Origin of the sequence: Abyssibius alkaniclasticus (assembly GCF_020447305.1) — a bacterium.
GTDB classification, from domain to species: Bacteria; Pseudomonadota; Alphaproteobacteria; order Rhodobacterales; family Rhodobacteraceae; genus Abyssibius; species Abyssibius alkaniclasticus.
On the sequence record NZ_CP095732.1, the window covers coordinates 214,342 to 236,096 of the forward strand.

The 21,755-nt window shown below is 61.0% G+C and carries 20 protein-coding genes; 11 read left to right on the forward strand and 9 right to left on the reverse strand.

Annotated elements, in window-relative coordinates:
- Positions 1–20 precede the first annotated feature (20 nt).
- Genes LGT41_RS01190 through LGT41_RS01220 form a run of 7 tightly spaced genes read left to right on the forward strand, consistent with a single transcriptional unit; the run spans position 21 to position 6,577 of the window.
- Positions 21–1,241, forward strand: coding sequence for a CpaE/TadZ family protein (locus tag LGT41_RS01190; protein WP_274128175.1), 1,221 nt, complete (start codon positions 21–23; stop codon positions 1,239–1,241).
- A gap of 10 nt (positions 1,242–1,251) precedes the next feature.
- Positions 1,252–2,700 (forward strand): TadA family conjugal transfer-associated ATPase, encoded by a 1,449-nt coding sequence (locus LGT41_RS01195; RefSeq protein WP_274128176.1) that lies wholly within the window; start codon positions 1,252–1,254, stop codon positions 2,698–2,700.
- A gap of 1 nt (position 2,701) precedes the next feature.
- Positions 2,702–3,664, forward strand: a complete 963-nt coding sequence (locus LGT41_RS01200; protein WP_274128177.1) for a type II secretion system F family protein — start codon at positions 2,702–2,704, stop codon at positions 3,662–3,664.
- Between the two features lie 4 nt (positions 3,665–3,668).
- On the forward strand, positions 3,669–4,652 hold the full coding sequence (locus LGT41_RS01205; RefSeq protein ID WP_274128178.1) for a type II secretion system F family protein: 984 nt from the start codon (positions 3,669–3,671) through the stop codon (positions 4,650–4,652).
- Positions 4,649–5,215, forward strand: coding sequence for a tetratricopeptide repeat protein (locus tag LGT41_RS01210; RefSeq protein WP_337993017.1), 567 nt, complete (start codon positions 4,649–4,651; stop codon positions 5,213–5,215). Before LGT41_RS01205 ends, LGT41_RS01210 begins: the two co-directional genes overlap by 4 nt.
- Before the next feature lie 22 nt (positions 5,216–5,237).
- Positions 5,238–6,095 carry a tetratricopeptide repeat protein gene (locus LGT41_RS01215; RefSeq protein ID WP_274128179.1) on the forward strand — a complete coding sequence of 286 codons (858 nt, stop codon included), beginning with the start codon at positions 5,238–5,240 and terminating at the stop codon, positions 6,093–6,095.
- A complete protein-coding gene (locus LGT41_RS01220; protein WP_274128180.1) occupies positions 6,095–6,577 on the forward strand; it encodes a prepilin peptidase in 483 nt (160 codons plus the stop codon). The genes LGT41_RS01215 and LGT41_RS01220 overlap by 1 nt, the downstream gene beginning before the upstream one ends.
- On the opposite strand, the gene LGT41_RS01225 is transcribed toward LGT41_RS01220, so the two are convergent.
- Positions 6,561–8,117: a hypothetical protein gene (locus tag LGT41_RS01225; RefSeq protein WP_274128181.1), complete on the reverse strand. Its 1,557-nt coding sequence runs from the start codon at positions 8,115–8,117 to the stop codon at positions 6,561–6,563. The two genes, LGT41_RS01220 and LGT41_RS01225, sit on opposite strands and share 17 nt — an antisense overlap.
- A 157-nt stretch (positions 8,118–8,274) precedes the next feature.
- Here LGT41_RS01225 and LGT41_RS01230 point away from each other — a divergent pair, with 157 nt between their 5' ends.
- From LGT41_RS01230 to pdeM, 3 genes are read left to right on the forward strand one after another with little or no spacing between them, the layout of a single operon-like run.
- Positions 8,275–9,576: a P-loop NTPase and SpoVK domain-containing protein gene (locus tag LGT41_RS01230; protein WP_274128182.1), complete on the forward strand. Its 1,302-nt coding sequence runs from the start codon at positions 8,275–8,277 to the stop codon at positions 9,574–9,576.
- Positions 9,536–11,971 carry a ligase-associated DNA damage response DEXH box helicase gene (locus LGT41_RS01235; protein ID WP_274128183.1) on the forward strand — a complete coding sequence of 812 codons (2,436 nt, stop codon included), beginning with the start codon at positions 9,536–9,538 and terminating at the stop codon, positions 11,969–11,971. The genes LGT41_RS01230 and LGT41_RS01235 overlap by 41 nt, the downstream gene beginning before the upstream one ends.
- A 26-nt stretch (positions 11,972–11,997) precedes the next feature.
- A complete protein-coding gene (gene pdeM / locus LGT41_RS01240; protein ID WP_274129618.1) occupies positions 11,998–12,645 on the forward strand; it encodes a ligase-associated DNA damage response endonuclease PdeM in 648 nt (215 codons plus the stop codon).
- Here pdeM and LGT41_RS01245 read toward each other — a convergent pair.
- Positions 12,642–13,388 (reverse strand): LytTR family DNA-binding domain-containing protein, encoded by a 747-nt coding sequence (locus tag LGT41_RS01245; protein ID WP_274128184.1) that lies wholly within the window; start codon positions 13,386–13,388, stop codon positions 12,642–12,644. The genes pdeM and LGT41_RS01245 overlap by 4 nt on opposite strands.
- 100 nt (positions 13,389–13,488) lie before the next feature.
- Here LGT41_RS01245 and LGT41_RS01250 point away from each other — a divergent pair, with 100 nt between their 5' ends.
- Complete coding sequence (locus LGT41_RS01250) at positions 13,489–13,890, forward strand: DUF2306 domain-containing protein (protein WP_274128185.1); 402 nt, start codon at positions 13,489–13,491, stop codon at positions 13,888–13,890.
- Here the strand turns inward: LGT41_RS01250 and folD are convergent.
- The 7 genes from folD to LGT41_RS01285 all read right to left on the reverse strand — a co-directional run bounded on the left by folD (position 13,887) and on the right by LGT41_RS01285 (position 21,732).
- The gene (gene folD / locus LGT41_RS01255) at positions 13,887–14,777 is read right to left on the reverse strand and encodes a bifunctional methylenetetrahydrofolate dehydrogenase/methenyltetrahydrofolate cyclohydrolase FolD (RefSeq protein ID WP_274128186.1); all 891 of its coding nucleotides are present in this window, start codon (positions 14,775–14,777) and stop codon (positions 13,887–13,889) included. The two genes, LGT41_RS01250 and folD, sit on opposite strands and share 4 nt — an antisense overlap.
- Before the next feature lie 24 nt (positions 14,778–14,801).
- Positions 14,802–15,101, reverse strand: coding sequence for a chorismate mutase (locus LGT41_RS01260; RefSeq protein WP_274128187.1), 300 nt, complete (start codon positions 15,099–15,101; stop codon positions 14,802–14,804).
- 63 nt (positions 15,102–15,164) lie between these two features.
- Positions 15,165–16,841, reverse strand: coding sequence for a formate--tetrahydrofolate ligase (locus LGT41_RS01265; protein ID WP_274128188.1), 1,677 nt, complete (start codon positions 16,839–16,841; stop codon positions 15,165–15,167).
- 126 nt (positions 16,842–16,967) lie between these two features.
- Positions 16,968–17,576, reverse strand: coding sequence for an MOSC domain-containing protein (locus tag LGT41_RS01270; protein ID WP_274128189.1), 609 nt, complete (start codon positions 17,574–17,576; stop codon positions 16,968–16,970).
- A gap of 94 nt (positions 17,577–17,670) precedes the next feature.
- Positions 17,671–19,587, reverse strand: a complete 1,917-nt coding sequence (gene ftsH, locus LGT41_RS01275) for an ATP-dependent zinc metalloprotease FtsH (protein WP_274128190.1) — start codon at positions 19,585–19,587, stop codon at positions 17,671–17,673.
- Between the two features lie 91 nt (positions 19,588–19,678).
- Positions 19,679–20,938, reverse strand: a complete 1,260-nt coding sequence (gene tilS / locus LGT41_RS01280; RefSeq protein ID WP_274128192.1) for a tRNA lysidine(34) synthetase TilS — start codon at positions 20,936–20,938, stop codon at positions 19,679–19,681.
- The gene (locus LGT41_RS01285) at positions 20,935–21,732 is read right to left on the reverse strand and encodes a tetratricopeptide repeat protein (protein ID WP_274128193.1); all 798 of its coding nucleotides are present in this window, start codon (positions 21,730–21,732) and stop codon (positions 20,935–20,937) included. Before LGT41_RS01285 ends, tilS begins: the two co-directional genes overlap by 4 nt.
- Positions 21,733–21,755 lie beyond the last annotated feature (23 nt).

Consider the following 21,755-nt stretch of genomic DNA (forward strand, 5'->3'; position numbering starts at 1 on the left):
AAATTGGCAGAGGCGAAACAATGGCGCTGTTAAAGTTAAAAGAACGGAATATCGAGGCTTACTCGGTCGCACAGAACCCCGACAGCTTTGCAAAGCTAGGCTCGGATCTTGACGGTTTGTTCGGCGAAAACTGGGCAGAGATTACCTATGACAAGGCCGGGGAGGCTTTGGGCCGCGGCGAGCTTGAGGGTTCGGAAATTGTCATTGCCTGTGTCGAGCAGCGCGATGAAAGCAACCTGCGCCCGATTGAGGCCTATATCAAATCGGCCAAGCGCGCCCATTTGCCGGTAATCATCGTGGCGCGCGATGTCGGCCCGTCAATGCTGCACCACCTGCTGCAACTGGGCGCCGATGATTTTGCCCCCTACCCGCTTCCGCATAACGCCTTGGCCAATATTTTCGATCGTTTGCAGCAAAAGCGCGAACATATGATCACCAACAGCCCCAAACAGCGCAATCGCCACGGGCTGATCATGCCGGTTTACAGCCCGTCGGGCGGGGTTGGCAGCACAACCTTTGCGGCGAATCTGGCGTGGGAAATGTCGCAGCATACCCGCAAGACCGACCAGCGCGTTGCGCTGGTGGATTTCGACTTTCAATATGGCTCGGTCGCCACCCTGCTGGACCTGCCGCGCCGTGATGCCGTGTATGAACTGCTGACCGACCCGACCTCGATCAGCGCCGATACGCTGAGCCAGGCGATGACCTCGTTCAAATCGAGCATGGCCGTGATGAGCGCACCGCCCGAAGCGATGCCGCTTGATATTCTGCAACCCGAGGACATCCAGCGCATTCTTGGCCTGCTGCGCGAACGCTACGATTTTATCGTCGTCGACCTGCCGCGCGCGCTGACCGAATGGTCGGGCACGATTCTGACCGAGGCTGAAACATTCTTCTGCCTGCTGGAGCTTGACATGCGCTCGGCCCAGAACCTGATGCGCTATCTGCGCGCGCTGCGCGCCGAAGACCTGCCGGGCGAGAAAATCCAGTATGTGTTGAACCGTGCGCCGGGTATTACCAACCTGAACGGCAAAAGCCGCATTGCACGGTTTTCCGAAAGTCTGGGCATCGAGATCAAAATTCTTTTGCCCGACGGGGGCCGCGCAATTACGGTTGCCGCCGATCAGGGCGTGCCCCTGTCCGACGGTGCGGCCAAAAACCCGCTGCGCAAGGAAATTCGCAAGATCGCCACCACAATCGTTGACCTGGCGACCGAGGCGCGTGCCGCTATCGCCAATTAGGATGTAAGCCATGTTTCGACGGTTCAATCGCCCAGATAATTCGCCCGATGTCGCGGCACCGGAAAAGCTGCCGCCTCTGACGCTGGAACCGGAGGTGATTGTCAGCTCCAAGAAACATACGCCGCCCAAGCTTTCCGAAGAAGAGCGCGACCGGATGGAGCGTGAACGCAAGAAAGCCGAACGATTCATGAATATCCGCATGGATATTCACAAGCGCCTGCTTGAAACGCTCAACCTTGCCGCCATCGAAAAAGCATCCGACGCCGATTTGCGCCGCGAAATCGGGGCGATTGCCCGCGAAGGCGTGCAGGAAATGGGCGTGGTGCTGAACGGCGCCGAACAAAAGCAGCTTTTGCAAGACCTGATGGACGAGGTTACCGGCCTTGGCCCGCTTGAGCCCTTGCTGCAAGACCCGACCGTCAACGATATTCTGGTCAACGGCCCGCACCAGATTTTTGTCGAACGGTTTGGCAAGCTGGAACTGACCCAGACACGCTTCAAGGATGACCGGCATTTGCTGCGGGTGATCGACAAGATCGTATCGGCCGTTGGCCGCCGGGTTGACGAAAGCCACCCCTATGTCGACGCCCGCCTTGCCGATGGCTCGCGTTTCAACGCGATGGTGCCGCCCTGCGCGGTTGACGGCGCGCTGGTATCGATTCGTAAATTCTCCAAAGACAAGCTGTCGATTCCAGAACTCATCGAATTTGGCGCCTTCAACGAAAACATGGCCGCCTATCTGGAAGCCGCCGTGGCCTGCCGGCTGAATATCGTTGTTTCCGGCGGCACGGGCTCGGGTAAAACCACCACGCTCAACGCGCTTTCAAGCTATATCGACAATTCCGAACGCATCTGCACGATCGAGGATACGGCGGAACTTCAGCTTCAGCAAATTCACGTGGCCCGGATGGAAAGCCGCCCCCCCAACGTGGAAGGGCGCGGCGAGGTTGGCCAGCGCGACCTGTTGCGCAACGCGCTGCGTATGCGCCCGGACCGCATTATCGTGGGTGAGACGCGCGGCGACGAGGTGATCGACATGCTGCAGGCCATGAATACCGGCCATGACGGTTCGATGACCACAATCCACGCCAACTCGGCGCGCGACGGCCTTAGCCGTATGGAAAACATGATCGCCATGTCGGGCATCGAAATGCCGCTCAAGGCGATGCGCGCGCAAATTTCCAGTGCCGTGAACCTTGTGGTGCAGGTCAGCCGCCTGTCGGACGGGTCGCGCCGCATGGTCTCGATCACCGAGGTGACGGGGATGGAGGGCGAGATCATTTCGATGCAGGAAATCTTCAAGTTCCAGCGCGAAAGTGTCGATGAAAGCGGCAAGATCCACGGCAAGTTCACGGCAACCGGGTTGCGCACCGCCTTTGCAGAACGTTTCAAACAATGGGGCCACCCGCTGCCCAACCATATTTTCGCGGAAGCGCCCCGCCAACCCAAGGTAAGCTAGAATGAGTATTGAACCCCTCATTTATGCGCTGATCTTCATCGCAGTCTTTTTCCTGATCGAGGGGATTTACCTTGCCGCTTTCGGCAAATCGGTGCGGCTTGAAAGCCGTGTGAACCGCCGCTTGCAGCTGCTTGAAAAGGGCGAAACCCGCGAAACGGTCATGGAAACGCTGCGCAAAGAGCGTGAGCAGCACCGCGAAGGCCGCAATATTCCGCTGTTCACGCCGCTGGCCAAGCGCGCCGCGGCCGCCAATATCGCCTTCACGCCGGTTGCGCTGGTCGCGCTTGTGCTGCTGCTGACGGTTGTCACCTTCATCGGGCTGCATTTTTTCACCGGCGCGGGCATCACCACAAAAATTCCGGTGGCCATTGCTATGGGCTATGGCGCGGTTTTCGTCTGGCTCGGCTCGAAGGCCAAAAAGCGGCTGGCCCTGTTTGAAGAACAGCTTCCCGATGCGGTAGAGCTGATCGTGCGCTCGCTGCGTGTCGGCCATCCGTTTTCAAGCTCGATCAATATCGTCGCCCAGGAAATGGCCGACCCGCTTGGCTCTGAATTCGGCGCTGTGGCCGACGAGGCGAGCTTTGGCGCCGATATTTCCGAAGGGCTGGTGCGGCTGTCACAGCGGATAGATTTGCAGGATCTGCGCTTTCTGGCCGTGGCCGTGACCATTCAAAGCCAGTCAGGCGGCAACCTTGCTGAAATCCTCGACGGTTTGGCCAAGGTCATCCGCTCGCGCTTCAAGCTGTTTCGCCGCGTGAACGCCATTACCGCCGAGGCGAAGTGGTCGGGCTGGTTTCTGTCGATCTTCCCCGTCGTTGCGCTGGTCATGATCAATGTCATGCAGCCCGGATATTATGACGAGGTTGAAAAAACCGCCTATTTCCTGCCCGCCGCAGTTGTTGTTTTTGCGTTTCTCGTCGTAAATATTATTTTCATGCGGGCAATGGTCAACATCAAGGTCTGATCGGGTGAGCGCCATATCATATAGCTACGAGTTTATCATCGCGGCCCTTGGCCCGCTTGGCCCGCTTATGGTTGCCGGCGGGATTGGCCTGCTGCTGATCATCATTTCCATTCCCTTCGCCATGAAATCCGGCCCCAACCCGTTTGAACGGCTCGGGCGCGGCAGCCTTGGCTTTTCATCGGGGGATGGTGAGAAAACCGCGCTGAACCTGCGCTATAACAGCGGCAAGTTCGACCTGTCGCGCTTTGACCAGTATCTGACCCCGCAAGACCAGAAAGAGTTTTCCGCCGTTCGCCTCAAGCTCATCCAGGCGGGCTATCGCTCCAAATCGGCGGTCAGCAATTTTGCCTTTGCGCGCATGGCCGGCGGGCTGACGCTTATCTTGCTTGGCGTGCTGCTGATGCTGTTGCGCGGCAAGGATTTTTCCGCCGCAACGGCTGCGTTTTACATCATATTCCCCGGTGTCATCGGCTATTACGGCCCAACCTATTGGGTGGAACGCCGCCGCCAGTCGCGCCAGGAAATGGTCACCAACGGCTTTCCCGATGCGCTTGACATGATGCTGATCTGCGTCGAGGCCGGCCAGTCGCTCGACCAGGCCATTTTGCGCGTTGCCAAGGAAATCAAGAATTCCAACGAAGCCTTGGCCGAGGAATTCGAGATCGTCGCCAATGAAATTCGCGCCGGTAAAGAGCGCGTCGTGGTGCTGCGCGATATGGCCGAACGCTGCGGCGTGAACGATATTTCCGCCTTTGTCACCGTGCTTGTGCAATCGGCAACCTTCGGCACCTCGATTTCCGATGCTTTGCGCGTTTATGCCGCTGAGATGCGCGACAAGCGCGTGATGCGCGCCGAGGAAAAGGCCAACGTTTTGCCCACGAAGCTGACGCTTGGCACCATGCTGTTCACCGTGCCGCCGCTGCTGATCATTCTTGTCGGCCCGTCGATCCTCGACATCTATATCAACCTGCTTGGGGGCGGTGTGTGATATTGCGCAAAGGCGTTGCGCTTTTGGCTTTGGCGGGGTCGCTTGCCGCCTGTATGCCGGATGGGCGTATTGCCACCGAACGCCGCGGCCCACCGCCGCCACCCGGCACCGTGCGCATAACCGAAGCCGTTGACGGCTTGCAGGTCGGCCATAACATGATGGCGGCCGGTGAATACCAACTCGCGCTCGACGCCTATGTGCGCGGAATCGAGGAACACGGGCTGAACGCCGATGTGCTGAGCGCCATCGGCTCTGCCAATCTGCGGCTGGGGCGGCTGAACCAGGCGGTGCGCTATCTGGAACGCGCCGTGGAGCTGGACGAAGACTTCGCCGCCGCATGGAATAATCTTGGCGTGATCTATATTGCGCAAAACGAAATTCCCAAGGCGCGCGGCGCGTTTGAGCGGGCTTTCGCGCTTGATAACGGCGATTCCGATGAAATTCGGCAAAATCTGGTGCTGGCATTGAGTCTGTTGGGTGACACTTCGCAAGAAACCGCCGAGGATGTGCAATTCCGTCTGGTCCGGCGCGGGGCGGGGCGTTACCTATTGCTTGGGCAATAAAAACAAGATTTGGGGCGTTGATATGGGCAAGATTCACCACCTTCCGCTTTTCGCCGTGCTGCTGCTTTCGGCATGTGGTGCCGCGCGCGAGGGTATGGACAATTCTGCGGAACTCGCCTCGATCGAGGCGATTGACGATGCAACCGTTGCCGACATCATGCTCAACGCGGGCGACGCGCAGCAGGCCATAGCATTTTTCCGCGGCAAACTGGCTGACGAGCCCAACCGCGTGGATTACAAGCGCGGCTTGGCGCAATCCTATATCCGTGCCCGCCAATATGCCGATGCCGTGCTGATTTACGAACAGATGGATGCCGCCGGCCAAGCCAATAATGATGATCTGATGGCCCTGGCCGACGCCTATTTGCGCAATGGCGGCTGGGACGAGGCGCGCGCCACGCTGGCCAAGGTGCCCCCCACGCTTGAAACCTATGACCGGTATCGCCTGGAGGCGCTTCTGGCCGACAACAATCAGGAATGGGACCGGGCCGACAGTTTTTATGAAACCGCCCGCGGGCTGACCACAACCCCGGCCAGCATTCTGAACAACTGGGGGTTTTCCAAACGCGTGCGCGGCGAATATGAAGCCGCCGAGCGCCTGTTCCGCCAGGCTTTGTCTTATGACAGCGACCTGTTCACCGCCAAAACCAACCTTGCCGTTGTGCGCGCGCTTCAGGGCAATTACCGGCTGCCCATCATCCCGATGACAGATGTCGAAAAGGCCGTGCTGCTTTATGAGGTGGCGCGCATTGCCGCCAACCGTGGCGATCGTGATATCGCGCGCGGGATGCTGGAACAGGCGATTGACACGCATCCGCAGTTTTTTGATGCCGCGGTGCAGGCGCTGGCCACACTCAACTCGGCAGGCCCGAACGAGTAATGGTGTATTGGGCGCTGATACTGCTGGTGCTGACGCTGCCGGTCTCGCTGGTGATCGTCTATTACGATGTGCGCTATATGCGCATTCCCAACCGGCTTGTGCTGGCGACCGCGCTTATCTTTGTGGTGACAGGTCCGTTCCTGTTCGAGTTTCAAGACTATGTCATCCGTGGCTCGCTGGGGCTGTTCATGCTCCTTTTGGGGTTCTTGCTGCATCTGACGGGCCGCGTGCCGGGCGGCGATATCAAATATACCGCCGCACTTCTGCCCTATATCGCCATTCCGCATTTGCTGGATTTTCTGTTCATCCTTGCCCTGATGGGCATTTTGGGGGTGCTGTTGCATCGCGGTGTCAAGTGGCTGGGGCTGGCCCCCGCCGACTGGGTGTCATGGCAGCGCCCGGGCGCCTATCCCTACGGGCTGTCGCTGGCGCTGGCGCTGATCTTCTACCTGGTCCGCACGGCTTTTATTGCGGCCGGTTGACCGCGAACAGAAACATTTGCGGCGTTTCCTCGACAAGCTCAAGCTGCACATCGCTCGCCTCCAGCGCATCCATCGCCTTGTCGCGCGCATCGGCGTTCATCGGGCATTTGGGGATGACGACGAAATCCATATCCGCAAAGCCGCTATCGCCACCATAATACCACGGGGCACCACCCTTTAGCCGACGCTGATCGCTGATAAGCGGCATGATATTGACCAGATCGGCCAGGAATATTCCGGCGCCAGCGGCTTCCGGTCTCCGGGCGATCTGCTGAGCATAGGCAACCGCAAGGCGCACCAAGCCATCGTAAACCCGGCAGTTGGGAATTTCGGCGCCCAGAAACACCCTTTCTGGCGTGTCGCCCTCCAACCCGAGCGCGGGCATGATGACGTCGGCTGAGTTCAGCCGATCCTTGACAAGCCAGATATCGGAAATCGGCCCCGCATCGACAATCCGCCCAAACCTTTCCCATTCGGCAAAAACGCCGCGCGGCAGGGACACGGTCAGGGTTGTCATTGTCGGCGCCAGCGCGACGAAAGCGATTGTTGCGATGATGACACCCTGCTCGCGCGCGCGGCTGACAACGCGCAGTTTGGCAACCACGACAAGCCCGACCAGAAAAAGCCATTTCGGATCGTTTCCCCAGTTTTGCCATGTGGTAAACGCAAAAGCAGGCAGCAAAAGAAGCAGGAACAGGCCCATCTGTTCCTGCCCTGTTTTGCGAAGCCAGATAATCGCCGCCACGATCGACGCCGTGCCCGCCAGAAAGCGTGGCGCGCTGAAAACAGCCAGCAGGTTTTCGCCGGGCTGGCTGCGCTGTGAGTTGAAGGCAACCTGGAAAAGATCCTGCGCATATGACACCCAGAATGCGGGGCCAAACGCCAGCGTTGTTGCAATCAATACAATTCCACCGACAAGCGATGCGATGCCCGCAACCCGATAGCGCCTTTGAACAACAAGCATAATGGCAATCGGCGGGGCAAAGGCTATGAAGAATGTCATCTTGGTCAGCGCAAGCAGGGAAAGCCCGATGCCTGTCAGCAGCCCCAGTTTATAAGGTTTTTCCCCCTCCGGTGCCCGCCACAGGATTGCAACAAGCAAAATGAAGACAACCGCCCAGGACCAGCGATTGTAATACATCGATAGCGATGTGGATACCGAACCGCCCCCATAGGTAAGGGCCGAAACAAGAATCAGCATTGACGCGCCAAAGAAGAACCGCATCTTGCCTTCCATCCGGGTTTGCCCCACCCACCACAGAACGGGTGTGATGAGCATTGCGACCAGCAGGTTGGACAGAAGCGCCGCTTTTCCGCCCGCAAAGCCAAGCGACAAGAACAATGCCATCGGTGCAATCGACAAAATGCCAAGCGGTGTCATGAAATCCAGATGCGGAATCTCGCCGGCCTGAAGCCGCAAGCCTGCATCAATCATGTGAAACAGGTCACCCTCATGCTGCTCGATGGCCACCCGCGTTGGCAAGCCCATTGCAATGCCGACGATGGCCAGCACCACCAATAGAAACAGGGCGAAACGCATAAACTCTACCTCAATTCAGACCAGATCCAGCACTGCGACCAGAAATGGCCTGCAAACTTTTGAGAAATATGCAAAAATGCGCAGCAGATTGCACGTGGTAAGTTGCGCAATACGCGTTGCGCGCTAAAATCGCGCCAAAACCAGGGGTGAAAACACCATGAATATTCCCGCAAAAGCCATTGGCGCCCCCGAAGCGCCGCGCACGACCGCGCAGCTGGGCATCAGCCCCACGCTTCAGCGCGAAATTCTGATCAAGACCATGTTTCGCCGCAGCCTTGACAGCGTGACCGAAATTGCCGCCGCACTTTCGGTGACTGTGCCCATTGCGCAAGACCTGATTGACCGCGCGCGCGAGCAAAAGCTGATCGAAACGCTGGGCGCATCGCGGCTGGATGAAACCAAGGAATTGCGCTTTCAGCTTACCGATGCGGGCCGCCGCCTGGCGCAGGATGCCTTGGCGCAGTCGGAATATTACGGCGCGATGCCCGTGCCGCTGCTCGACTATGAAAAGCAGGTGCGCCGCCAGTCCATCCGCAACGCCGCCGTGTCGCGCGAAGACCTGGCCTCGAGCTTTTCCAACCTCATCATCGCCGATGAGATGTTCGAACAGCTTGGGCCCGCGGTGAATGCCAGCCGCTCTATCCTGATGTATGGGCCGCCGGGCAACGGTAAATCCTCGCTTGCCAACGCGATTTGCGCCGCCTATCACGACGCGGTCTATGTGCCGCATTTCCTTGAATATGGCGGCAATGTCATCGCGGTGTTCGACCCGCTCATCCACCGCGAAATCAAGAAGAGCGATGAGGAAGGCGCCAGTTTGCGGCTTGCCTCGGCCAGCCATGACCCGCGCTATGTTCTGTGCTATCGCCCGACGGTTATCACCGGTGGCGAGCTTACGCTTGATATGCTCGATCTGTCCTACAACCCGGTCAGCCGCACCTATCAGGCGCCCTTGCAGCTGAAATCGGCGGGTGGGGTGTTTATTGTGGACGACCTTGGCCGACAGGTCGCCAGCCCGCAGGCGCTGGTCAACCGCTGGATCGTGCCAATGGAGCATGGCTATGATATTCTGACCCTGCAATCGGGGCAGAAATTTACCGTGCCGTTTGACACAAAGGTCGTGTTTTCCACCAACTTTCCACCCAGCAAGATTTTCGACAAAGCGGCGCTGCGGCGTATTTACTACAAAATCTATGTCGGCAATCCGGGGCGCGAAGTGTTTGTGCGCATCTTCGTTTCCACCGCCAAACGCTATCCGATCGAGTTCAGCGAAGAGGTGCTGATGTATCTGCTCACCAAGAAATACCCGACGGTGGACAATGAATATGCGGCCTTCCACGCGCCCTTCCTGATTGAACAGATGATCGCGGCCTGCGCCTATCATGGCGAGCCGGCGCGCATGTCTATCCCGCTGGTCGATGCAGCCTGGGAGCATTTGTTCATCCGCGAAGGGGAATAGGGCGCTGCTGCCCCCGGCCTTTGCCGCCTGGTTTGCCGCGCGCGGCTGGCAGGCGCACCCGCATCAGCTGGCGTTGCTTGCCGCCGATGACGCGGCGCTGCTGCTGATTGCGCCCACGGGGGGTGGCAAAACCCTGGCCGGGTTTCTGCCCACGCTGGTCGATCTGGCCGCCGCCCCGCATGAAGGGCTGCACACGCTCTATATCTCGCCGCTCAAGGCGCTGGCGGCTGATATTGCCCGCAATCTGGCGCGGCCCGTGGCCGATCTGGCGCTGAATATCCGCATTGAAGACCGCACGGGCGATACAAAGGCCAGCACGCGCGCGCGCCAGCGGGTTGACCCGCCGCATATTTTGCTGACCACGCCGGAATCGCTTGCGCTGCTGCTCTCCTATCCCGAAGCGCCACAGATTTTTGCCGGGCTGAAGCGCATTGTGGTGGATGAAATTCACGCCCTGGCCGAAAGCAAGCGCGGCGACCAGCTCATGCTTGGCCTGTCGCGCCTGACCAGGCTGGCCCCTTCGGCGCGGCGCGTGGGGCTTTCGGCCACGGTGGAAGACCCCGCAGCTTTGGCCGATTTTCTGGCTGGCCCCAGGCCTGCCCGCGTGGTTGTGGCCCCGCCCGGCCCCGACCCGGATATCGGGTTTCTGACAACGCTTACGCCGCCCCCCTGGGCGGGCGGTGGTGGCCGCTGGGCGGCAGCGGAAATTCTGGAACAGGTGAAGGCGGCGCGCACGACGCTTATCTTCGTCAATACCCGCGCGCTGGCCGAGCTTTTCTATCAGGCGATATGGGCCGAAAACACTGAAAACCTGCCGATTGCCCTGCATCATGGCAGCCTGTCGCGCGAGGCGCGCAGCCGGGTGGAAGCTGCTATGGCTGCGGGCGCCCTGCGCGCCATTGTCTGCACGGGCAGCCTTGATCTGGGCATCGACTGGGGCGATGTCGATCTGGTCATCCAGATCGGCGCGCCGAAAAACGTCAAGCGGCTTGTGCAGCGGATTGGCCGCGCCAACCACCGTTACAACGCGCCCTCGCGCGCGCTGCTCGTGCCTGCCAACCGTTTCGAGGTGCTAGAATGCCAGGCCGCGCTGGAGGCAGTGACCGCGCATGATCTGGACGGCACGCCGCGCGGCCCCGGCCCGCTGGATGTGCTGTGTCAGCATATTCTGCTGACCGCCTGCGCCAGCCCGTTTGACGCCAGCGCACTGTTTGCCGAGGTCAAAACCGCTGGCCCCTATCGTGCCCTCAGCCGCGCGGCCTTTGATGACTGTCTGGAATTTGCGGCCACCGGCGGCTATGCCCTGCGCGCCTATGATCGCTGGCAAAGGCTGGTCGAGGTTGATGGCCTCTGGCAGTTGCGTGACCCCCGCAACACCCGCGCTTTGCGCATGAATATCGGCACGATCGTCGATGTCGAAACGCTGAAGGTGCGCCTGCGCGGGCGCGGTGGCGGGCATCTTGGTGAGGTCGAGGAAAGCTTTGCCGCCTCGCTTGCCACCGGCGATACCTTCCTGATGGGTGGCGAGATCGTCTGCTTTGAAGGCCTGCGCGATATGGCGGTCGAGGTCAGCCGCCGCGCCAGCCGCAAGCCGCGCATTGCGGTGTTTTCGGGCAGCAAATTCTCTACCTCGACCCTGCTCAACAAGCGCGTGCAGCGCATAATTGATGACCGCGGCGCATGGGCTGCCCTGCCCGCCCATACCGCGCATTGGCTGCACCAGCAGGGCGAAATTTCACAACTCCCGCGCCCCGGGCGGCTGCTGGCGGAAAGTTTTGCCCGCAACACGCACGAATTTCTGTGCCTTTATGCCTTTGCAGGCCGCGCCGCGCACCAAACCCTTGGCCTGCTCGTGACCAAACAGATGGAGGTGGCGGGGCTGGAGCCACTTGGCTTTGTCGCCAATGACTATGCCCTGCTCATCTGGGGTTTGCAGCCGGTGGAAGATGTCGCCGCCCTGCTCAAGATAGACGGGCTGCGCGACGGGTTGGAGCGTTGGCTGGGCGATAATGCCGTGATGAAGCGCAGCTTTCGCAACATTGCCACCATCGCCGGGCTGATCGAGCGCAATATGATCGGCCAGCGCAAATCGGGCAAGCAGGCAACGTTTTCCTCGGACATCCTCTATGACACGTTGCGCAGATATGACCCCGACCATCTGCTGTTGCGCATTACCCGCGATCAGGCCATGCACGGCCTGGTGGAGTTCGAGCGGATCGAGGCGGTGCTTGCGGAAATCGACGGGCAGATCGACCATATCCGCGCACCGCATGTGACCCCGCTGGCCGCCCCCTTGCTGCTGGAATATGGCAAAGTGCCCATTCGTGGTGCCGGGGCCGAGCGGCTGGTCGTTGCCGAAGCCGCGCGGCTGATGGCCGAAGCGGGGCTTGAATAATGCGTGCAATTGGCGAGATTGGGGTGATGGACGGGTATCGCTTTCAGCTTCATGGGCAGGATTTGCTGGCGCTTGCCAGCGGCGGGCTTTACTGGCCCGCCCAGAATATGCTGGTGGTATCTGACCTGCATCTGGGTAAATCCGAGCGTATCGCGCGGCGCGGTGGCAGCCTTCTGCCCCCGTTTGAAGTGCTTGAAACCCTGTCGCGGCTCACCGACCTTGTCGACGCGCTGGAACCGCGCGAGGTCATTTGCCTTGGCGACAGTTTTGATGATCTTGCCGCGGTCGAGGCGCTGGAAGAGCCGGATTTTGCCCAACTCAAACGCCTTGCGGCGGGGCGCATCTGGACATGGATCGAGGGCAACCATGATGCCGGCCCGCTGTCGGTGCCCGGCAGCCATGTGGCCGAACGCCGGGTGCAGAACCTGACCTTTCGTCATATCGCGCAGCCCGGTGCCGTAGCCGAGGTTTCGGGCCATTACCACCCCAAGCAGCGCGTGGCGGGCGGGCGCGCGCGACCCTGCTTTTTGCTTGATCGCCAGCGCATCATCCTGCCCGCCTTTGGCACCTATACCGGCGGGCTGATGGTGCGTGATGCGGCGTTCGATCCGCTTTTTGCCAATGATGCCCGCGCCGTGCTGACCGGCGCGCGCGCCATTGTCTGCCCACGTTAGCGCATTTCCAGCCCCAGCGCGCGGATTGCCGCCTGATTGGCGCGCGACACGGGCACATCCTCGCCCTCGACCAGCAGCCACAGCCTGCCATTGTCGCGCCGCAACCCGCGCATGGCGCGGCGGGCAACCCAGTGGCTGCGATGCACCTGCATCCCGTCGGCGGCGGCCAACTCGGCCACGGCATCACCCATACGCATCAGGATCATTGCCCGCCCCGCTGTTGTGACGACCAAAAGGTAATGGTCTTGCGATTCGATGCGCAGAAGCGGGCCGCGCTGCGATGGCGGCAGGCGCTTGAGAAAGGCGGCCTCGGGGTTTTCGGCTTTCACCGCTGCCGCTGGTGGCCTGAAGAGGCGGAGCCCAGAAAATGCCAGCGCCTCGACCCCCGCCACCAGTCCGGCCAGCAGCAGCCAGCCCCGCCAGAAGGGCCAACCGGAAAAGACCAGCAGGTTGAGCAGGTTGATCAGCCCGCTTAGCACAAGCCCGTAAAGCAGCCCGAAGGCCAAGAGCCGATGCAAAGATTTGCGCATCCAGCGCCCAGGCTGCGCGCGGCGCACCAGTTCAGACAGCAGGATAGAGCCGCCCGCAACCAGCGCCCAATAGGACAAGCGCCCCCAAAGCCCCAGCGCATCATAGGTGCCGAACGGCCCTGTGAGCGCGGCGCCGACGCTCACCAAAGCCCAGATGGCCAGCATGGTTTTGGCGCGCGGCGTCAGCATTTCACGCATCGTGAAGCGGATCATCTGCATCTGGCGAAAAATTCAGGGTGTTTCATGCAGGCCAACTTGGGGCGGATGCGGCGGTTTGGCAAGCCAATGGCGCATGATCACACAAGGAGCCGACATGACCCTGTCACCATTGCTCACCGCCAGCCCCGCCATCCAGTTGCATATTCTGGGGGTGCTTGTTGCCATGATTGCAACGGTGCTGATTTTTACCCGCGCGCGCGGCACCCGCCAGCACAGGTTATTTGGCTGGCTCTGGGTGGCGGGCATGGCAACGGCAGCCGGTTCAAGCTTTTTCATTCGGTCGATGAATGGCGGCATGGGGTTCAGCCCGATCCACCTGATCTCGGCCTATGTGCTGGTCAGCCTTGTTTTCGGCATTCGCGCCATCCGCAGCAAGCGCAACATCCGCGCCCATCGCAGCGCCATGCTGGGCATGACGATCGGCGGGCTTGGCGTGGCCGGCCTGCTGTCATTCCTGCCGGGGCGGATGATGCAGGCCGTTGTTTCGGGCTTCTAGGCGGTCAGCCCCTCGGGCTCGGCCAGGCCATTGGCGCGGCAGGTGGCGGTAAGCGTGTTGGCCAGCAGGCAGGCAATGGTCATCGGGCCAACGCCGCCGGGCACGGGGGTAATGGCACCGGCCACGGCGGCGGCGCTTGCAAAATCCACATCGCCCACAAGCTTGGTTTTGCCATCGCGCTCGATGCGGTTGATGCCGACGTCAATCACCGTGGCACCCGGTTTTACATAATCGCCGGTAATCATTTCCGGGCGGCCCACGGCGGCGACCAGAATATCGGCGCCACGGCAGAGAGCGGCCAAATCCTTTGTGCGCGAATGCGCGATTGTGACGGTGCAGCTATCTTTCAGCAGCAGGTTCGCCATGGGCTTGCCCACAATGTTGGAGCGGCCAACCACCACGGCATTCAGCCCCGACAGGCTTGCGTGATGCGCGCGCAGCATCATCAAACAGCCCAGCGGCGTGCAGGGCACCATGCTTTTCTGCCCCGTGCCCAGCAGGCCGACATTGGAAATATGAAAGCCGTCAACATCCTTTGCCGGGTCAATCGTGTTGATGACGAGGTCTTCGTTGATATGGCCCGGCAGCGGCAGTTGCACCAGAATGCCATGCACGGCCGCATCGGCGTTGAGCCTGGCGATCAGCGCCAGCAAATCGGCCTCTGATGTGGTCGCCTCAAGCTTATGCTCGTAGGAGTTCATGCCGCATTCAACGGTTTGCTTGCCTTTGGAGCGCACATAAACCTGGCTTGCCGGGTCTTCACCGACCAGCACAACCGCCAGCCCCGGCACAAGCCCGTGATCAGCCTTGAGCCGCGCCACCTGCGTGGCGACCTTTTCGCGCACCTTTGCCGCAAACGCCTTGCCGTCGATGATTTCTGCCGCCATGTTCCGTTCTCCTCATGCGATAGTTCAGTCAGCTTTTGCGCCCAAAACCGTCTCTTCGCGCGTGATCGACCAGTCGATGATCACCCGCCAAAGCTGTTCGGCCAGCGCCGCATCGTAACCCAGATCCTGGGCGTGGCGGCGCACATTGGCCACCACCTCTTCCACCCGGTCATCAATCCGGGCGGGCAGCCCTTGGGCGGTTTTCAGCGTGATCGCGCGGTCGATATACCCCGCGCGTTGCGCCAGTTTCGCGACCAGTTCACGATCCAGCGCATCGATCGCGGCGCGAAGTTCGGGCATGGTCTGGCAGTTTTCGGGGCGCATGGCGGTATCCTTCGGGTGGCGGTGCGCATTGTCTATCGCGCAGCGCCGCCACCCTCAACCCGCTTAGAACAACCCGTCGATCTGCCCATCGGCGTTGATGCCGATCGTTTCCGCCGCCGGGCGGCGTGGCAGGCCGGGCATGGTCATGATTTCGCCGCAGATCACCACGATGAAACCCGCACCCGCCGAAAGCCGCACCTCGCGCACCGGCAGGCTATGGCCGGTTGGCGCACCGCGGCGGTTGGGGTCGGTGGTAAAGGAATACTGGGTTTTCGCCATGCAGACCGGCAGGTTGCCATAGCCCGCATCCTCCCACAGGCGCAGCTGGTCGCGGATGGATTTATCGGCCAGAACCTCGTCGGCGCGGTAAATGCGCTTGGCGATGGTTTCGATCTTTTCAAACAGCGGCATTGCATCGGGGTAAAGCGGGGCGAACTGGCTTTTGCCGCTTTCGGCAATTTCCGCCACGCGGGTTGCCATTTCCTTTATACCGGCCGAGCCCTGCGCCCAGTGCTTGCACAGGATCGCCTCCGAGCCCTGCCCCTCGACATAGGCTTTCACCGCCGCCACTTCGGCATCGGTATCGGTCACGAAATGGTTGATGCCGACAACGACGGGCACGCCAAAGCTTTTGAGGTTTTCGATATGGCGGCCAAGATTGGCGCAGCCTTTTTTCACGGCCTCGACATTCTCGGCGCCAAGGTCGTCTTTCTTCACGCCGCCATTCATTTTCATGGCGCGCACGGTGGCGACCAGCACCACACAATCGGGGGCAAGCCCGGCCTTGCGGCATTTGATATTCATGAATTTCTCGGCGCCAAGATCGGCCCCGAAACCGGCTTCCGTCACCACATAATCGGCCAGTTTCAGCGCGGTTGTGGTGGCAATGACCGAGTTGCAGCCATGCGCGATATTGGCGAACGGGCCGCCATGCACAAAGGCGGGGTTGTTTTCGAGCGTCTGCACAAGGTTCGGTTGCATGGCCTGCTGGAGCAGCACGGTCATGGCGCCATCGGCCTTGATGTCGCGGCAATAGACCGGAGATTTGTCGCGGCGATAGGCGACGATGATATCGCCAAGGCGCTGCTTGAGGTCGGCCAGATCCTTGGACAGGCACAGGATTGCCATGACTTCCGAGGCGACGGTAATGTCAAACCCCGTCTGGCGCGGAAAGCCGTTGGATACGCCGCCAAGGTTGACCACAACATCGCGCAAGGCACGGTCATTCATGTCCATCACGCGGCGCCAGACAACGCGGCGCGCGTCAATCTCAAGTTCGTTGCCCCAATAGATATGGTTGTCGATCATCGCGCTCAGCAGGTTATGGGCCGAGGTGATCGCATGAAAATCGCCCGTGAAATGCAGGTTCATTTCTTCCATCGGCACAACCTGCGACAGGCCACCGCCCGCAGCCCCGCCCTTCATGCCGAAATTCGGCCCGAGGCTGGCTTCGCGAATGCAGACCACTGCTTTCTTGCCAATGGCGTTCAGCCCGTCGCCAAGCCCGACCGTGGTTGTGGTCTTGCCCTCGCCCGCCGGTGTGGGGTTGATGGCGGTCACCAAGATCAGCTTGCCGTTTTTGCGGCTTTCCAGCGATTTGATGAAAGTTTCGGAAACCTTCGCCTTGTCATGGCCAAAGGGCAGCAGATCATCGCTGGGAATGCCGAGAGTCGCGCCAATTTCCTGAATCGGGCGTTTTTTGGCTTCGCGGGCAATTTCGATATCGGTCTTGTGTGCCATGACGTGCTGTTCCTGTTGGTTTGGGCTAACTCGGGCATAAGGTGGCAAAACGCCATTGTGAACATGGGATATTGCGACCATTCGTTCGTGTATTTCGACTTTCATGCGCGCAGCCGCGCGCGCGGCTCACGGCGCGGGTTTCTCATAGTGATCGGCAAGCGCCGGATAGGCGCGCAATGGCGGCACATGCAGGCGCAGCCTAGTGCCAAGCGCCAGCGTGCCGGGGCGCTCCACCCATGCGGTCACCCCGCGCTTGTTGCGCGCCGCCGGCATGAAGCCCGCGCCCTTGCCGGGGAAATCGGCCTCGATCTCGCGGGCGGGAAACTGGCAGGGGCCGTTCTCCATATCGACCGTGATCGCGGCACCGTTATCCGCAATCAACCGGCTGTTGGGTGGCAAAAGGGTAAGGTTCGGAATACCGCGCAGCACGATGCTGGCGCCCAGATATTCGGGCAGAAGCTGCTCTAGCCCCATTTCGGCGGCGATCGCGGCCAGTTCTTCGGCTGACAGAAGGCTGAGCTGCCGCACATTGCGAATTTCGGTGCCAACCGGATATTGGCTGGACACGCGCGAACAGCTTTTGCGCAGCACGCCGCTATGGCATTCGCCCCGCGCGCCCGCAAAATCCAGAACCAGTTCGGGTTGCGAAACGCTGCGCAACGATGCTGTGCGATCTGGCACAATACCCAGGAAGGTAACATGGCCATAAATTTCGGTCGGGGAGAGTATCGGCATGGATGGTCCTTTTATCTGCGGCGCAGAATGCCCGCGCGCCGCCACAAGGTCCACCAAAATAAAAGCCCCGGCACAATGGCCGGGGCTTTGGATGTCAGGTTGAAGGTTCCGGCTCTGGCGTCGGGCCGCTATCGGATTTCGGCTTCTTGCCGGCCTTGGGCAGCGAGGTTACGCTGGGCGCGGCAGCCTCGGCCTTGCCATCCGGCTCGTCATCGCCGGGCTGGGGTGGCTTGCCATCCATCACGCGGCGAATCTCGTCGCCGGTCAGGGTTTCATATTCCAGCAGGCCCTGCGCCAGACGCTCAAACTCTTCTTCATTATCAAGCAGAATCTGGCGCGCATGTTCATAGCCGCTCTGGATCAGCTCTTTGACCTCTTTTTCGATCAGCTCTTTGGTATGGGCCGAAACCGAGAATCCGCCAGTGCTGCCGGAATAGCCCTGATGCGCCTCGGAATAGTCGATATTGCCGATGATATCAGACATCCCCCAGCGCATGACCATTGCGCGCGCAATGCCCGAGGCTTGCATGATGTCGCCCGACGGCCCGTTGGATACACGATCTTCACCATATTTGATGATCTCCGCCGCCTTGCCCGCCATTGTCATGGTAATGCGCTGCTTGGCTTCGTCTTTATGCATGTTCAGCCGGTCCATTTCGGGCAGGCTGACAACCATGCCCAGCGCACCGCCGCGCGGAATGATCGTGGCTTTATACACCGGGTCGCATTTTTCCAGCTTCATCCCGGCAATGGCATGGCCAGCCTCGTGATAGGCGGTCATTTCCTTTTGTTCGGCGGTCATGACCATGCTGCGCCGCTCGGCCCCCATCATCACCTTGTCCTTGGCGAATTCAAAATCATGCATGGTGACAAAGCGTTTGCCGGTGCGCGCGGCCATAAGCGCGGCCTCGTTCACAAGGTTGGCAAGGTCGGCGCCCGAAAAGCCGGGCGTGCCGCGCGCGATCAGCCGCAAATCCACATCGGGGCCAAGCGGCACCTTGCGGGCATGAACGGCCAGAATCTTGTCGCGGCCCTTGATGTCGGGGTTGGGCACATGCACCTGACGGTCAAACCGGCCGGGGCGCAGCAGGGCCGGGTCCAGCACATCCTTGCGGTTGGTGGCGGCGATGATGATCACGCCTTCATTGGCCTCGAACCCGTCCATTTCCACCAGCAACTGGTTCAATGTCTGCTCGCGCTCGTCATTGCCGCCGCCATAACCGGCGCCACGATGGCGGCCAACGGCGTCGATCTCGTCGATAAACACGATGCAGGGTGCGTTTTTCTTGGCCTGCTCGAACATGTCGCGCACACGGCTTGCGCCCACGCCGACGAACATTTCAACAAAGTCGGAACCCGAAATGGTGAAGAAGGGCACGCCAGCCTCGCCGGCAATGGCGCGCGCCAGCAGGGTTTTACCTGTGCCCGGCGGGCCGACAAGCAAAGCACCTTTGGGGATTTTGCCGCCAAGGCGGCTGAATTTCTGCGGGTCGCGCAAGAACTCGACAATTTCCTCAAGCTCTTCCTTGGCCTCGTCAATGCCCGCCACATCAGAGAATGTCACCTTGCCGTGGCGTTCGGTCAGCAGCTTGGCCTTGGACTTGCCAAAGCCCATCGCCCCGCCACGCCCGCCGCCCTGCATCCGGTTCATGTAGAAAATCCAGAAGCCCAGAATGAGCAGCATCGGCAGCATCAGCGTGAGCAGCGACATGAAGCCCGATTGCTCTTGCGGCACCACCTTCACATCGACATCGGCAGCCGTCAGCACTTCGACAAGGTTGGGGTCATAGGGCTGGATGGTGCGCTGTTCCTGAGAAGAGGTGCGCGTGCGGTAGGTGATGACCTCGCCATCAAGCACCACGCTGACAACCTCGCCATTTTCCACCTGTTTGATGAAGTCGGAATAGTCCGGCTGGTTGCTTGAGACGACCGCGCCGTTAAACGCGCTGTAAAGCGCAAACACGAGAATGATCAGGATGCCCCAAAAGGCCAGTCCGCGCATATTGCCCATCGGCAATTCTCCTTATGTCACTGCCAGCTGCACAACGCCCGAACGGGCGGCGCGTGGCCTTATGTATAACATAGGCGCGCGCGCGCGGCTTTCAACGTGTTATCAGCGCCTCGTAGAACGCTTTTGCCCCACCTTCAAGGCTACAGCGCAGATTTCCGAGGTTTACGACCATTGGCGCGGCGATGAGTCGCCCTTCGCGCCACTGCCCCGGTGTGGCCATAAGGGCGGCGCGCGGCCAGCCGGTTTCGCGCCAATCGCTGCATTTGGCCAGGCCGGCAGCGCCAAGCGGGGCGATTTCGTCGCCAGCGCGCAAATCGCCGCTCATGCGCCAGCGCCCGTCCCATAATGCCGTGTCGGCGTCATGTGCCACCGTCACGCTGTCGCAGGCGGCGATTTCGCGCACCAGCAGCACGGTTTCACCTTCGGGGATGATCTGCACGCCCTGCAGGCAGCGCCCGGCCGCATCGGGTTTGGCTATCTGGGCATCAAGCGCGCTGAGGCTGTCGAGCCTTGGCCGGTATTCTGCCCCGCCGATCCAGCCAAGCGCGCCCGCAAGCAGCCGCAGGCGCAGTTCCTCGGGGGCGGCGGCATAGGCGTAGCGGGAAAGCGTGATCATGCCAATCGCGCTGGCCAGTGCGACGTTTTCCGCCAGTTGTCGCGTGGCATAGTCAAGCGCCACACGCGCGCGGCGCATTTGCGCGGCGGTGGCGGTCAGCACGTCTTTGTCCAGCCCCAGTGCCGCCAGTTGCGGGGCGGCATTGCGCATCCGGATTCGGGTGAATTGCGCATCGTCATTGCTGGGGTCATCGGCCCAGCTTTGCCCGATGGCCTGCAGATAGTCGCGCAAGGTTGCGCGTTCGACCCGCAGCAAGGGGCGCAGCCAGGTCAGCGCGCCCTGCTGGCGCGTGTTGCTCATCGCGGCTAAGCCATCAACGCCCGAGCCGCGCGCCAGGCGCATCAGAAAGGTTTCTGCCTGATCATCGGCCGTGTGGCCCAGCGCAACGGCGGCAATGCCTTGCCTTTCAGCCCAGGCGGCAATCAGCTTTTGGCGGGCGCGGCGCGCGGCATCCTGCAAATTGCCCTGCCCGTCCCAGTCGCGCCAGCGCAGCACGCTATGGGGAATGCCCAGAGTGTCGCACAGGGCGGCAACTTCGGCCGCCTCGCTTACCGCGGCGGGCCGCAGCCCATGATCGACCGTAACCGCAAAAAGCGGGCGCTTGCCCCATTTATGCAGCAGATGCAGCAGCGCCAGCGAATCGCCGCCGCCGGAAACCGCTATGCCCAGCGGGCCGGGTGGAAGGCTGTCGAATTCCGGGGTGATAACGGCGAGCAGGTCTGACACATCGCTCATTCACACCCCAATTCGCCCTTGCGGGCCGCAACTTCCTGGGCCAGATCGCCCGCCATTTCGGGGTAGCGCAAGGACACTTCGGCCAAGGTCAGACAGGCCTGTTCGTGCTGGCCAAGTGCTTCCAGGCTAAGCGCAAGCCCGACCAGCGAAAACGGTGCGCTTGGCGCATCGGGCGCGCCGGAAAAGGCTTTGAGGAACGTGCGCGCGGCATTCTGATGATCGCCCAGCTGCGCCAGCGCGCGCCCCTGATAAAGCCGCGCCTCGGCCCCGCGCGGCCCGTCGGGATAGCTGGCAATGAAATCGGCAAAACGCTGCGCGGCATCTTCCATTCGGCCCGCCTCGAAGGCGGCCATTGCAACATCAAAATCCGTTTGCTCACCGCGCATCGGGGTCTGCGCGGTATTGGTGGTGCCCAGCGGGTTTGGGGTGGCGGAAAGCAGGCTCGCATCGCCGCCTTCAAGTTCGGTTATCCGGAATTCGACATCGCGAATGCGGCGCGCCCCATCTTCGGCAATGCGCAGCACGCGGTTTTCCGCGGCTTCGATCCGCCCGGTCAGGCTGCGCAGGTTTTCGGCCAGACGATCAAGCCGCACCAGCGCCCCGCCAGCCTCGGCTGCGCCAAGCCCGCCATGATCTTCCATGCTGACTTCGGCGCGCAGCGCGTCAAGCTCGGCAGAAAGCGCGGCCATTTCGGCGCGCAGCGCAGCAAGGCTTTGGTCATCCTGGGCCTGAAGCGCGCCGCCAAGCCCCAACACCGCGCAAAAGGCAAGGGGCAGCAAACGCCCCTTGCCCATGCGCAATGCCAGCTGGCGCCGCG

Excerpts from the sequence above, each read along its gene's own strand:
- LGT41_RS01260 (WP_274128187.1), bottom strand. The coding sequence starts at position 15,101 with ATGCGCCCCGAAAACTGCCAGACCATGCCCGAACTTCGCGCCGCGATC.
- ftsH (WP_274128190.1), bottom strand. The coding sequence starts at position 19,587 with ATGGGCAATATGCGCGGACTGGCCTTTTGGGGCATCCTGATCATTCTC.
- LGT41_RS01265 (WP_274128188.1), bottom strand. The coding sequence starts at position 16,841 with ATGGCACACAAGACCGATATCGAAATTGCCCGCGAAGCCAAAAAACGC.
- LGT41_RS01220 (WP_274128180.1), top strand. The coding sequence starts at position 6,095 with ATGGTGTATTGGGCGCTGATACTGCTGGTGCTGACGCTGCCGGTCTCG.
- LGT41_RS01230 (WP_274128182.1), top strand. The coding sequence starts at position 8,275 with ATGAATATTCCCGCAAAAGCCATTGGCGCCCCCGAAGCGCCGCGCACG.
- tilS (WP_274128192.1), bottom strand. The coding sequence starts at position 20,938 with ATGAGCGATGTGTCAGACCTGCTCGCCGTTATCACCCCGGAATTCGAC.
- folD (WP_274128186.1), bottom strand. The coding sequence starts at position 14,777 with ATGGCGGCAGAAATCATCGACGGCAAGGCGTTTGCGGCAAAGGTGCGC.
- LGT41_RS01270 (WP_274128189.1), bottom strand. The coding sequence starts at position 17,576 with ATGCCGATACTCTCCCCGACCGAAATTTATGGCCATGTTACCTTCCTG.
- LGT41_RS01245 (WP_274128184.1), bottom strand. The coding sequence starts at position 13,388 with ATGATCCGCTTCACGATGCGTGAAATGCTGACGCCGCGCGCCAAAACC.
- LGT41_RS01190 (WP_274128175.1), top strand. The coding sequence starts at position 21 with ATGGCGCTGTTAAAGTTAAAAGAACGGAATATCGAGGCTTACTCGGTC.
- LGT41_RS01235 (WP_274128183.1), top strand. The coding sequence starts at position 9,536 with ATGCAGCCTGGGAGCATTTGTTCATCCGCGAAGGGGAATAGGGCGCTG.
- LGT41_RS01195 (WP_274128176.1), top strand. The coding sequence starts at position 1,252 with ATGTTTCGACGGTTCAATCGCCCAGATAATTCGCCCGATGTCGCGGCA.
- LGT41_RS01250 (WP_274128185.1), top strand. The coding sequence starts at position 13,489 with ATGACCCTGTCACCATTGCTCACCGCCAGCCCCGCCATCCAGTTGCAT.
- LGT41_RS01225 (WP_274128181.1), bottom strand. The coding sequence starts at position 8,117 with ATGCGTTTCGCCCTGTTTCTATTGGTGGTGCTGGCCATCGTCGGCATT.
- LGT41_RS01215 (WP_274128179.1), top strand. The coding sequence starts at position 5,238 with ATGGGCAAGATTCACCACCTTCCGCTTTTCGCCGTGCTGCTGCTTTCG.
- LGT41_RS01200 (WP_274128177.1), top strand. The coding sequence starts at position 2,702 with ATGAGTATTGAACCCCTCATTTATGCGCTGATCTTCATCGCAGTCTTT.
- pdeM (WP_274129618.1), top strand. The coding sequence starts at position 11,998 with ATGGACGGGTATCGCTTTCAGCTTCATGGGCAGGATTTGCTGGCGCTT.
- LGT41_RS01285 (WP_274128193.1), bottom strand. The coding sequence starts at position 21,732 with ATGGGCAAGGGGCGTTTGCTGCCCCTTGCCTTTTGCGCGGTGTTGGGG.